Here is a 13439-nt window from a genome sequence, read left to right as displayed (position 1 = left end):
TTTAAAATTTTGTATTAATTCCACATGAAATAGTTCTGGCTTGTGGATAAGTGTAATTAAATTCTCGAATACCGTTCATTCCCGCCGGACTTTTTTCTTTATACCAATACAATGCGTTTGAAACATCTGCAAACACCGTTAAAGCATCCAGAAAAGTATTTTTTAGAGGAACATTATAACTCAAATTAATATTGCTGATCTTGACATACGTAGCATCATAAACATATTTGCTTAAGTTGGGCAGTAAAGTGTTATTGCTTGGCGTTGGCTGCGCAACAACATCTCCCTGATTTCTCCAATAGTCAAAAGCATTTACAGACATATTTCGGTTTGAAGTCGTACGATATTTGGCAATAATATCGTCTGAAACCAATTTATCTCCGCCCAATTGAAAAGCGCCTGTAATACCCAAAGTAATGCGATTATTAAAAGAAAAACTATTGCTAAAACCTCCATAAGCTTTTGGCTGTGTATCTCCAATAGGTTCCCAATCGGCAGCAGTAAAAGTTTGGTTATAAGTTGCAGCATCATAAATTTGTCCGCCTTTATTAACCAAATCCCGACCCGTTGCAGGGTCAACGCCAGCCCATTTCATTCCCCAGATTTTTGTTGTACTGTATCCAATTTTTTGAGCAAGCGCAAGTGACGCTATAGAATAATCACTTCCTAAACCAACTAAATCCGTTACCTTGTTTTGTACCGTTGAAATATTAAAAGAAGTAGTCCATTTAAACTTTCCTTTCTGCAACCATTTAATTCGGGTACCCAATTCAAAACCTTTATTGTACATACTTGCGGCGTTTAATTGCAGCGAAGTATAACCAGATTCTATAGGAAGATCTCTGCTCGTAATTAAATCGCTTAGATCGTCGTAGTAATATTCTAAAGTCAATTCGATAGTATTGAATACATTAAAATCAACACCGGCATTAAACTTTTTATTCTTTTCCCAGCTTAAATTTCCATTTGGGGCATCAGTTGGTGTAGCATATTCTTCACCATTATAACCATTTTTAGAAATCGAATAAAGACCTTTTGATCGGTAAGAACCAATTCTTGAATTTCCTGTAGAACCGTAACTTACTTTTAGTTTTAAGAAATCAACCCACGAATTTGATTTTAAGAAATCTTCGTTGCTCATAATCCAGGCAAGACCTGCGCCGCTGTTAAGCGCAACATTCGTATCATTTCCAAAAACAGAACTTTCGTCGCGTCTAAAATTGCCTAAGAAATAATATTTCTTTTTATAATTATAATTGATTTGAGTAAACAAAGAAACTCTAGAATTGTAATTAATATCCGATTGAGAAACTTGTTTTGCTTTGCTTTCGTCAACAAGCGGTGTCAAAAGATTATCATCCTGAATCGCATCTTCGATATTGTGTATCACATTCGGGTTCACAAAACCTGTCGCAGATCGATACCCAAAATTGGTTTTTTCTTCAGAAAGTTCAAACCCAGCAACACCATCAATAGTATTATCGTGATTGATTTCTTTATTGAATAAAACTTGTCCCTGCCAGTTCCATTTCGTCGAATTACGTTTATTAAAAAGACGTCTTCCCCAATTTGGGTACGTATCACCGTTTAATAAAAAAGAACCGTTCGCTTGTCCGCTTTCATTTTCACCAGAAAAATAGCGATCCTGTGACTTATCTTTATAATCGATTCCGAATAAAGTGGCAAATTTGATGTTCTTATTCAATTCATAACCTACATTCAAACTACTTAAAATTCCGTACGTATCTGTGATATTTTTATTTTGGTCAATTGCTGCTAAAGGATTTCCGCCCGTTGCACCTATTAAACCAGTATTAGAATAAGAACCGTCTGCATTATAAGGCGAAAGAGTAGGCACATAAGCAAAATCATAAAAAATGTTTGGTGCATCTTTTTTAATATAACTCGGATTAAAAGACAAATTTAGATCCCATTTTGAAGTTCTGTAACCTAAATTAATTCCGGCATCAAGCTGTTTTGTTGTATTTCCTAATTGGGGCTCATCAATATTCAAATACGTCAAATTAGTATTATAAAAGAATTTTGAAGTTCCGCCAGAAACACTAAAATTATACTTATTGTAAATTCCAGAATTATTTAATAAATCAAACCAATTAGTATCGACACCGTTGTAAGGAACTGGAACATAACCCGTTGATGTATTTTTTAAATAGTCATTTCTAAGTTCAGTATATTGTGCGCCATTTAAATATTTAATTTGATTAATGGCAGAAGAAACACCAAGCTGATTTGAAAAACTAAATTTAGCTTTACCTTGTTTTCCTCTTTTGGTCGTAATCAAAATTACGCCATTTGCACCGTCAGCACCATAAAGACCAACCGCAGCTGCATCTTTAAGTACCGTTAGGTTTTCTATATTATCAGGAGATAATAAAGCAAGAGGATTTGATAAATTTTCTGAACCCACTCCTGCAGCATTAAAAAAGTCGTTATCAATACCTGTTTCTTCCGTCATAATAATTCCGTCAACAATAATCAAAGGCTGAGTTGAAGTTCCTAAAAGATTCCCATTTAGAGATTTTAAAGTTCCCTGACCGCGAATATTAATTTTAACCGGACCACCAACACCAGAAGTATTTTCTACCAAAACCCCGGGAATTTGTCCTTCGATCATTTTATCAATGCTTTCAGAAGCCTGTTGTACCGGAATATCTTTTGCGTTTAAAGTCGAAATACTTCCAACAATTTCTTCTTTTAATTTTTTAGTTCCGTAAGATGAAGTAATTACCACCGGATTTAATTCGTCTGTAGTTTCTTCAAGATAAAAAATAAACTCTTTTTTGTTTTCTGCTTTTTGAGACTGCGTTTCCATTCCTAAAAAGCCAACTTCAAGCACCAGATTTGAGATGTTATTTCCTTTTAATTCATAAACAAATTTTCCGTTAAAATCAGTAATCGCGCCCATTCCCGTTCCTTTTATGCGAATCGTTGCGCCGGGAAGAGGCAGTTTGTCTTTGGCATTATAAACCGTTCCGCTTATAAATCTTGCTGTTTCCTGATTGTCTGGATTTAAAGTTTGAGGCGGAGCACTCGTTAATAAAACCTGCTTTTTCTGAATGTAAAACGAAATATTTTTACCAGCCAGTAACTGCGTTAAAGTTGTTTCAAGAGAGGCATTATTTACATCAATATCGGCCAGTTGTTCGGCATCAATTTTTCTGGCATTATAAATAATCCTAAAATCACTTTGTTCTTCAATTGATTTAATAATGAAGCTGATAGGTTTATTTTTTAAATGTAAAGTGATCGATTTATTTTGAGAAAAACCTTTAAAACCGGATATAAGAAGGGCTAAGAAAAACAGAATTTTTCTTAAAGTATTGGGTATCGTTAAAGTCATGTTTTATTTAGTTTGGAATATTGGTAATGGTAATAGTCTTATTTTTAATAGAATAATTAAAAGGCGTGTCACGTTTTAGAAGTTCTAAAATGTTTTCGACACTAGATTCGCTAATCGTAATTGTACCCGTAAAATTCTGTCTGGCCAAATCAGAATTTTCGTTTACAATTTCAACGTCGTAGGTACGCTGAATAATTTTTGCGATAGTTGAAAATGGGGTATCTTTAAACGCAAGTTCACCTTTTGTCCAGGCAGAGTAGAAGGCAGGTTCGACAGATTTTGTTACAATTTTTTTCGAATTATTAATCCATGTCGCCATTTGATTTGGAGCTAATAAAACGACATTTGAAGCATTTGCAGCCTCAGACATTTGAATACTTCCTTCGACCAAAGTACTATTTACAGTTGGGTTTTCAGGATAAGCGCTCACGTTAAATTTAGTTCCAAGAACTTGTATATCAGCTTGATTGGCATGCACAATAAACGGATGCTGTTTGTCTTTGGCAACTTCAAAAAATGCTTCACCGGTTAAATAAACATTTCTTTTTCCGTTAATGCCAAACTGCTCCGGATAACGAAAAGTAGTTCCGGAATTTAAACTCACAACAGTTCCATCTGAAAGCTGAAGTTTGAATCTTTTTCCGTATGGCACTGTAAGTGTGTGATATAAAACTTCTTTATCAAGAACTTTTCCGAAATATACAATGTGATCCGGGAATTTTTTGGCCACTAATCCCTTGTCATTGTACAATACAGTTTGATTTTTTTGAGAATAATTTTCTGAATAGCCGTCGCTAAATTCCAGAACAATTTCTTTTTTTGAAGATTTATTTTTATCCGTAAATAATAAAATAGAGCTTCCTAATCCTATTAAAACTAAAAATACGGCTGCATAACTTAAATATTGCCTCCATTTATTTTTTGATTTGATTTGGATTACCGGAACAGCATCAATCAAAGCAGCATCAGAGAAATCGCTTAAAATCCAAGCTTTCTTTAAAGTTATAAATTGCTTTTTATGATCTTCAGAAGCATCAATCCATTCAAAAAGTGCCTGAACTTCTTGTTCTGAAGCTTCGTTAGATAAGTATTTATAAATTAATTCTGATGTCATATTTGCGTTTTTAAAACTCCTCGCTTTAGTAAGTACACTTCAGAATTAAAATACCCTACCTTTTGTTTTTAATTATTATAAATAAGAATAAAAAGAAGGAATAAATAATCGGATAATTTGGTTTTTAAAATCTTCAAAGCCTTGGTCATGTGGGCTTCAACAGCTTTTAAAGTAACTTGCATTTCTTCTGCGATTTCTGCATTTTTTTTATTTTCGAAGCGTTTTTTTATAAAAACTTCGCGGGTTTTGGGAGGTAATTCGTTTATAGATTCCTGAATTATGCGTTCTAATTCGGTTAATTCTAAAGTATCAAATGATATCGAATTTAAAACTTCAATATTCAGTTCGCGTTCTTTTTGATTTAAAAGATCACTTTTGAATTTATCCTTCACTTTATTATGACGAATAAAATTCAAACATTTTGATTTGGCATAAGTGTACAAAAAAGACTGAATTCCGTTGATAGACTCGACAGTTTCTCTATTTTGCCATAAATGAAGAAAAGCTTCCTGAGCCAGATTTTCAGCTTCTTCAGCATCGTAAATAAACTGAACACTGAAAGATTGTATCCTGCGAAAATATTTATCGTAAAAATAAGTGAAAGCAGTTTCGTTTCCTTCCTTGAAAGATTCAAAATGATCGGATTCTAAACTACTATTTATATTCATCGAACAGGATTACTTGGGAGGCAATATAAGTAATTTGTGTTTGACTACTTAAGGGATTTGCCCGGAAAGCGGCAAATATAAAAGTTTATTTATATTAATTCTAAATAAAATTGAAATAAAGAGTAAATCAGGAAATTTTATTCAGAATAAGCTTTGTTTTTAATTTGTAGAGATGCCCAGCAGTGCGTCTAACACAACATAACCATACAGTTTGTCACCCTGAGCGGAGTCGAAGGGCGCTCCAATTGGCACAGGCTTCGACTCCGATCAGACTGACAATCATTGTGTTATACACACTGTTGTACGTCTCTACAGAAAAACTTTGCGTGCTTTGTGATTAAGAAAAAAATCTAAAATTCCTCCATCCAAAAGCAAACAATAAAATATTAAAAATCAATAAAGGAAGAATCACTTTAAAGAAATCTATTTTTGTAGAATCCGTAAAAGTTTCAACCTTAAATTTCTTCCAATTTTCCTTATCAACCGGCACTTCATCAAATATTTTTGGATAAAAATACAACCTCATTTTTTCGTGAAATTTAGCTGTTGCCTTCAAAAACAAAAGCTGATTTCCCAGATCTGATTTTGCGGTTTCATTCAGCTGAATCTGCGTGTGAAGTGTTGGAATAAACATAGCAATTGTCTGACTCGCCTGATTTCGCTGTTTCAATTTAGACTCTAATTCGCGCGATTGTATTGCCGATTCATCATCGCCCATTTGCTGCATCGCATAATACCAAAGCCAGCTGAATTCTTTCTCCGGCAAAGCATAATGTTTAAACTGCGGATAATGAGCATAGAATTTATTTAAAGTCTTCTGTTTATCCAAATCCCATTTTTCGTGATACGCATTTCGCTGCGTTAATGTTAGTTCTAAAGCTTCTGGAACTTTGTATTTGTTTACGATATAAGTGTTAATTGTAGCCGGAAGAATTATGATCAAAAACAACCAGATTGTCAATAAAATAACCGCATTAAAATTAGAATGTTTTTGAAGTGAAACGATGAAGAAACAAACCGAAAACCAAAACAAAATATACAAAACGCCCAATCCAAAAAAGGTTAGGAGAGAAGTGTCTAACGGAATATTCAAAAACAAAACTGCAATTAGGGAAACTATAGTAAACAACGCTAAAACGCTTAAAATTCTAACATAAAATAATTGTAGAATATATAGAAACGTGTTTTTGCTCTGCGTTGCCACGATTTTCCAGGTACCGCTTTCTTTTTCTTCGGAAATTATATTGTATGAAAAAGCCACAATAAGAAGCGGAAATAGATAAATCAATACAAAACTAAAATCGATATTTCCAGAAAGTAAATTATTCGGATTATTAAGTTCTGAATCGTATTTCTGCGCTTCCAAACCGCGAATCGTAACACTCTGAATCGATGGATTTACATCTCTTTGTCCAATCGCTAAACTGTTTATCGGCAGTGTTTTATTGACTAACGAAAATTTGATATTATACAGCAAAAGTCCAATTTCGTCTTTATGGAAAGCAGCGTTTCTGGCAATATGTTCTTTTTGATAGACTGCAGCTTCGGTAATATTATTTTGCTGTTTTTGTTGAAATTGATGTCCGATTAAAAGGCTTATAAAACAGATTAATAATAAAAAAAGTAAGCCAATTTTGGTACCTTTTGATCGTAAGAAATTTTTAAATACTAGTACTAACATATTAGATGGCTTTAAGTTTTTTGGCAGCAATTCTGATGAAAATAAACAGAATTGTAATCCAGAGAATAATAGAAAGAATAGAGATAATTTCACTTTTTAAAACTTCCCGGATTCCTTTTGGTTCATAATGAAATGCTGCTACATCGGCCCAATGCTCTTTGCCAATTGTAAGCGGTTTATCATTTGGTCCGGGTTTTTTATTGCTAATGAATTTTACCTGTAAAGCATTCATTTTCTGCGCCATATTGTAACGATATGCTTCGGCTTGTTTTTGAAAATCGATATAAGAATCATAATCAGTATTAGACAATCCCATCGAAAGATTTTTGATAGCGATGTACGGATTTAAAAACGAAAATGTTTTAGAAAAACTATTTTGATTTTCGTAAATCTTAAGAAGTTCGGCAAGATGTTCGTTGTAAATTCTGGAACTTATTTTTTCGCCCTCAGCCATTATAAAACCCGAATAATTAAACGGAAGTTTCTGTACCGAATCGACTTTATAAACCAGAAGCAAAGAATCTTTAATCGCTTTATAATGCAGATCGTTTGGGTCGTGACTGTCGCCCTGCAGGAGAATATCTTTTTCGATATCGCTGTTGAATTTTATTTTTGAAGGTGCTTCATAGATGTAAGCGCCAACCGCCTGCGTAGTTCTCGGCAGAATGATCGTAAATACAAGCCAAATCCCGATAAGGGAAATCAACGCTTTTTTGGATGTTTTGCTTACCGCTGAAATTAAAACTGCAATGATGCAGAAAAAGAGCAGATAAATAAAATGAAACCCAATAAACAAAAGCATTTTGATCGTTTCATCTGCCGAAATAGTAAAATTTTGAAGAACTAACCAAATAAAAACCAACACAATAATTGTGGGTACAAAAAGCAGCATAATAACGCTTGCAACACCTAATATTTTTCCTGTCAAAAGTTGTTTCCAATTGATTCCCTGCGTTAAAAGGATTTTCAGAGTTCCGTTTTCATGTTCGTATGCAATCGAATTAAATCCTAAGAAAAAGATCAACAACGGAAGTAAAATCTGCAAAACCATTGCAATGTTGATTTCACCAAAACGCAGCATACTGTTAGAAAATCCAGCTTCAGAAAAATTGGCTGTATTTCGTTTGTGCGCTTCCAGAAAAATGGCATTTCCGAAGAAAGGTTCCATTCCGAATTCAAAAACGCTTAGAGAAGTACTCTTTCTAAAAGCAAAATTTCCGTAATGCGCCATTCTGTGCGGATTTTTATCTGGATTTTTCAACCAGTCTTCCCGTGATTGGTGCTGGTATTTTTCGCTCGTTTCGTTTTGGTTCGAATAATTCTCCCAACCCGAAAACGCAGCATAAAGCAATAAAATGCCAATAAAAAGTGTAATAATAAAAATAGCACTATTTTTAAAAACGGAGTTTCTAAAATGTTTGGCGATTAAAATTTCGGCGTGTAATACTTTCATACCCATTTAAAATTTATAAGTTACGGTAAGGCTCACATTTCGCGGACTTCCGGGAAATAATCTCAAATAATTCTGAGCACCAAGCCAATAGGTTTTATTCAGCAGATTGCCTGCATTTACGGCAATTTGCATACTTTGGCTTGGTTTGTAATAAAGTGCGGCATCAAAAATGGTAAAATCAGGAAGTGTAAAATCACGGGTAAACCAAGGCACTTTACTGCTTTGGTACTGCATCCCAAATCCAATTCCTAAATCTCGTAAAGCCGAATCTGAAGTAAAGTTGTAACGAGTCCATAAATTGGCACTATTCTTAGGCGTGTTTTGCTTTCGCGCACCAATTAAATCCGGATTTGCATCGTTGGTAATTTCTGCATCAATATAACTGTAAGAGGCGTTTATCTGCCAATCTGGAGTAATATATCCCGCCAAATCACACTCAAAACCACGGCTTCTTTCACTTCCTCTTGTTATCAACAAATCTGGGTTTACAGGATCATTGGCATTCATCAAAATATTACGCTGATTGATTTCGTAAACAGCAGCATTAAAACTCATTGTATTGTTTAGGAAAGTGGCTTTCATACCAAATTCTTTCAAATCACTTTCAAGCGGTTTAAAAAGACTTCCAGCCGGCAGACTTCCTGTTTGGGGCATCAAAGTTGTCGTATTCGATTGTGGCTGATAACCTTCTAAATATGTTGTGTAAATGTTTATAGCTTGATTTACAGCGTATGTAATTCCAATTCGCGGTAACAGCGCCGACTTTTTAACCGTCAGTTCATTATTGGTTTCATAATTCGTAATATCTTCAAACCACTCGTTTCGTAAACCCAATAAAAAACGAAACTTTTCCCACTGAATCTGATCCTGAACATAAATCGCATTTGTAGTTGTTAATGCCGAAGGAAGCGCCGTTCTAACATTTAATATATAATCTTCCGGACTTCTGAGCGCGTACGACGGATTATTTAAATCAAAGAAATTTACATTTGGTTTTGGCAGTACAACACCATTAACGGTAACGGTTTGGTAGTTTGATGCATTTGCCGGAACAAAAGAACTAGCAACAGTTCCGTCTTTTAATACATAACCGCGCGCCGTATTTTGTCCACCGCCTTTGTTTTTATTCCAGCTGCTTAAATCGTAACCAGTTAATAATTTATGATGAAGTTTTCCGGTTTTAAAATCAAAATTAAAATAAGTGCTTAAGTTATCAATATCCCAATATTGCTGGCGCTGCACAAACTGCATCATCGCCAGACTTGTTACCAGCTGATTGTTGATATCAACAGCAAAAGCATTTGTAGTACGGTGTTCCTGAAGGTTTTCTGTCCAGGTTTGTTTCATGTACGACGCATTAAAACCAATTTTTGAATTGAATTTATGAGCAAAATTTGTCATCAAAATCATTTCTTTAGATTTAAAATAATCTCCAGATGCGCCTAAATTCAGGCTTATTGGCGTTTTATTTAAATTGGTAACGCCGGCTGTCGCGCCAAAAATAGGCTGTCCTCGATCTAAAACTCCTGTCATGTCGCTTAAAATCAACTCGGTATTAATAGCCGTTTTTTCATTCGGAATATAACTGAATGATGGAGAGATCAAAAACGACTTATTATGAACTAAATCACGAAAAGATTTTGCTTCCTGATACGCGCCATTTACGCGGTACAAAAGTGTTTTTGATTCGTTTAATGGTCCCGTAAAATCAAGCGTTCCGCGTAAAGTACTAAAACTTCCAACCGTAAAACTGACTTCTTTTCGGTCAATTGCCAAAGGTTTTTTCGTTACCATATTAATACTTCCGCCCGGATCTACAGACGAAAATGTAGCACTCGAAGGTCCTTTTATCACTTCTACACGTTCGATATTGCTGGTAAGTGGCTGCAAAAAATAATATTGACGCGTACGCATTCCGTTGATAATCTGGCCTTCTTCATTTTGGCTAATGCCTCGAATGGTGTATTGGTTGTAATAACTCGCCGGAATCACACCGCTCGACATTTTTACGGCATCAGCAAGATAAATAGCGCCTTTATCTGCAATCAATTCTTTGGTAATTGTAGCAATAGATTGCGGAATATCTTTGTTTAATGACGCTGTTTTTGTGGCCGAAAAAGAATAATCGCTATTGTATTTTTTGGTCGAACGACCAACGATTTCAACAGTTTGTAATTCATTTCGTTTAGATTCCATTTCGACAGAATCTTTTGCAATGCTGTCCCGAACTTTTTGGTTAACGGTTTGCGCATGGAGCATAGGTAAAGTGCTCACTAAAAAAAGTAAGCTATATAAGTGTTTCATTTTTATGTAGATGGAAATCTCTGTTTCCTTTTAAACCGTTTGTAAATACAAATCTTCGAGTTCGTTTGCCGAGATTTTAGAAGCTTCTATAACAGTAACCAAGTTTCCTTGTTTCATGATTCCGATATGTGTAGCAACTTCTCTGGCTCTAAAAATGTCGTGTGTCGCCATTAAAATCGCGGTTCCGTCTGCTGAAAGCTCTTTTAAGATCTGCGAAAATTCATTAGAAGCTTTTGGGTCTAAACCGCTTGTAGGTTCGTCGAGTAAAAGCACTTTTGCCTTTTTGGCAATCGCAATCGCAATGCCCACTTTCTGACGCATTCCTTTAGAATAACCGCCCAAATCCTGATCGTGTGCTTTGATTTGTAAACCTGCTTTTGATAGAAAATAAGTCAATTCTCCAAGTGAATATTTAAATCCCGCCAGAGAAGAAAAGAATTTAAGATTCTCTAAACCCGTAAGATTTGGGTACAGCATTACTGTTTCCGGAATGTACGCGACATATTGCTTAGTAGTTACCGCGTTTTGAGTAACGGGAATATTGTTTATTTCTAAAGTTCCTTCGGTTGGTGCTATAAAACCTAAAAAAAGGTTGATTGTAGTCGTTTTTCCTGCGCCGTTCTGCCCTAAAAGAGCAAAGATTTCGCCTTCCTTGATCGTCAAGTTTAAAGCGTTTAAGGCAATGTTGTCACCGTATTTTTTGGTAAGATTTTCAGCAATTAGCATGGTTGTGTATTTAGTTTAAAAAAGTTGCTAAGATTCTAAGCGACTAAGGTTCTAAGTTTTTAAAAGCTTAAAAGCTTAGCAGCTTAGAATCTTATTAACTTAGAATCTTATTAACTTAGAATCTTAGATATATCTGAATAAGGAATTTGCCGATAAGATAACGGCTGTAAAATTTTATTTTAATATTGAAAATAACATCAGTATTTGATCTTTAGCAGAAATAAATCAGCGTCAAGAATAAATAAATTTGTCTGCCAATTTTTATGAACTGGCAAATGTTATCTTTCAATTAAAAGAATAAAATGAAAATTAAACTAAAGCGGGAGGTGCTCTAAGGGCAAAAAGACTGCCTTTAAAGAATGTAGAAACCGATTTGGTATATTCAAATACAGCAACGGTTTCAAATTGTATTTTTTGAAAAAATAAAGTCTGAAATGAGTTAGGAATGAAAGTACTGAAAGAAAAATGACAAATATGACACTGCGTATCAACAGAGTGACTATGTGTTATTTGCTTTTGATTGGCACTTGTATGGTGTTCACAGTGTTTTTCGGTTAATTGCCTGTAAACGTGTTCGTAGGAGTGAAGGGTCTGAAACAGCATTGCAGACAATACTATTAGAGACATCAAGAAATTGACAATTATAATTTTCTTCTTCATTCCTGTTTTTGCATTGCTTTTTTAGTGGTAAAAACGCAACAGTGTTGCAAATATAGAAATCTAAATTTATTAATCAACAAGACTTCGAAAAAAGCTTTGTCAAAGTTTTAAACTTTGACAAAGCTTGATCCAATATTAAGTTCAGTATCATTTTGTGATTTCGATGAAAGAGAAATCAAAATTACACAAACAATAATCCGTAATCTTTGTCAGACGGAGTGGAGTCGAAGCCCCGTGCTAATTGGGATGCCCTTCGACTTAGATCAAGGTGACAATCGTTGTGGTTACGTTGTGTAATCGCAATGTTTATGAAAAAAGGTCTTTCTATTTCCCAATAATCTCTTTTCTGTGCAAAGTTCCCCAATCCTTTAAAGCAATAATAACAGGAGAAAGCGATTCGCTGTGTTTTGTTCTTGCATATTCTACCGTTGGCGGAAAAGTATCGTAAACAGTTCTAATAACCAGCTTGTTAATTTCAAGATCTTTCAATTCTTTCGAAAGCATTTTGTCGGTAATTCCGTTAATGGTTTTAGAAATCTCCTTAAATCTTTGCGGGCCTTCAGCAAGAGCGATTAAAATAGGGAGTTTCCATCTACCGCTTAAAATTTCCAATGCATCTCTTACAGGAAGTAAAGCTCCCATGCATTCTTGTGGCTGATGGCCTAATCTTTTTGCTTTATCAAATATATTTTCTGTGGTTGTTTCCATATCAATTCCTTTACTATCCTCAAGGGTAGCGCTATCCTTGAGGATAGTACTATAAATTAGATAGTAAATGTATATAAGTTTGTATTGTAAAACAAATAATCCTAAAATTATGAGCCAAAAGATTCTACAAATAATAACAAGTCTAAAAGGAGAAACCTCGTTTAGCAATCAATTATCGAATGCTGTTATCGAAAAACTAAAAACAGCACAGCCAGAAAGTCAAGTACAGATCTTGGATCTTTCTAAAACACCTTTACCTTATTTGACTGATTTGCATATAAGTGCCGTATATACTCCTGAAGAAGCGCATACAGCAGAACAAACTGCAGCCGTAAAATATTCAGACGAAGCAATAGAAAACTTATTAGAAGCTGATGTAATTGTGATTGGAGTTCCTTTATACAACTTCGGAATTCCGGCAGTATTAAAAGGATGGATCGATCAGATTGCCAGAGCAGGAAAGACTTTTTCTTATGCAGACGGATCGCCAAAAGGTTTGGTTACCGATAAAAAAGTATATTTAGCTATTGCCTCTGGAGCTGTATTTTCTGAAGGTCCGTACAAAAGTTATGATTTCTCTGAATCGTATTTACGAACTGTATTAGGATTTATGGGTATGACAGATGTTACGACTTTTAGAGTAGAAGGAACTGCAATTCCTGATTTAGCAGAAAATGCATTGCCAAAAGCATTGTCTTCCGTTGAAGAATTTGCATTTTAATGGAATAAAAAAATCCCAGTCTAAAAAGCTGGGATTTTAAATT

At 34.7% G+C, this 13439-nt stretch carries 10 protein-coding genes; 1 reads left to right on the top strand and 9 read right to left on the bottom strand.

All coding sequences use genetic code 11. The annotated features are described in order from the left end of the window. Position 1: 1 nt before the first annotated feature. The 9 genes from EV144_RS02740 to EV144_RS02700 form a co-directional block, all read right to left on the bottom strand. Positions 2 to 3361 (bottom strand): SusC/RagA family TonB-linked outer membrane protein, encoded by a 3360-nt coding sequence (locus tag EV144_RS02740; RefSeq protein WP_134145947.1) that lies wholly within the window; start codon positions 3359 to 3361, stop codon positions 2 to 4. Positions 3362 to 3368: 7 nt separating this feature from the next. Then, on the bottom strand, positions 3369 to 4475 hold the full coding sequence (locus EV144_RS02735) for a FecR family protein (RefSeq protein ID WP_134145945.1): 1107 nt from the start codon (positions 4473 to 4475) through the stop codon (positions 3369 to 3371). A 68-nt stretch (positions 4476 to 4543) separates the two neighbouring features. After that, positions 4544 to 5143, bottom strand: a complete 600-nt coding sequence (locus tag EV144_RS02730; protein WP_134145943.1) for an RNA polymerase sigma-70 factor — start codon at positions 5141 to 5143, stop codon at positions 4544 to 4546. Between the two features lie 337 nt (positions 5144 to 5480). Then, positions 5481 to 6824 carry a DUF3526 domain-containing protein gene (locus tag EV144_RS02725; protein WP_134145941.1) on the bottom strand — a complete coding sequence of 448 codons (1344 nt, stop codon included), beginning with the start codon at positions 6822 to 6824 and terminating at the stop codon, positions 5481 to 5483. Position 6825: 1 nt separating this feature from the next. Continuing rightward, a complete protein-coding gene (locus EV144_RS02720; protein ID WP_134145939.1) occupies positions 6826 to 8277 on the bottom strand; it encodes an ABC transporter permease in 1452 nt (483 codons plus the stop codon). Positions 8278 to 8283: 6 nt separating this feature from the next. Continuing rightward, positions 8284 to 10581 (bottom strand): TonB-dependent siderophore receptor, encoded by a 2298-nt coding sequence (locus tag EV144_RS02715; protein WP_134145937.1) that lies wholly within the window; start codon positions 10579 to 10581, stop codon positions 8284 to 8286. Between the two features lie 30 nt (positions 10582 to 10611). Next, on the bottom strand, positions 10612 to 11307 hold the full coding sequence (locus EV144_RS02710) for an ABC transporter ATP-binding protein (RefSeq protein WP_134145935.1): 696 nt from the start codon (positions 11305 to 11307) through the stop codon (positions 10612 to 10614). A 309-nt stretch (positions 11308 to 11616) separates the two neighbouring features. Beyond that, positions 11617 to 11967 carry a hypothetical protein gene (locus EV144_RS02705; protein WP_134145933.1) on the bottom strand — a complete coding sequence of 117 codons (351 nt, stop codon included), beginning with the start codon at positions 11965 to 11967 and terminating at the stop codon, positions 11617 to 11619. A 324-nt stretch (positions 11968 to 12291) separates the two neighbouring features. Next, positions 12292 to 12675 carry a winged helix-turn-helix transcriptional regulator gene (locus EV144_RS02700; protein WP_134145932.1) on the bottom strand — a complete coding sequence of 128 codons (384 nt, stop codon included), beginning with the start codon at positions 12673 to 12675 and terminating at the stop codon, positions 12292 to 12294. Between the two features lie 109 nt (positions 12676 to 12784). On the opposite strand from EV144_RS02700, the gene EV144_RS02695 reads away from it, so the two are divergent. Then, positions 12785 to 13396, top strand: coding sequence for an FMN-dependent NADH-azoreductase (locus EV144_RS02695; protein ID WP_134145930.1), 612 nt, complete (start codon positions 12785 to 12787; stop codon positions 13394 to 13396). Positions 13397 to 13439: the final 43 nt, after the last annotated feature.

The organism is Flavobacterium sp. 270, from assembly GCF_004368785.1.
Taxonomy (GTDB): domain Bacteria; phylum Bacteroidota; class Bacteroidia; order Flavobacteriales; family Flavobacteriaceae; genus Flavobacterium.
This window is presented reverse-complemented; position numbering and strand designations above follow the sequence as displayed.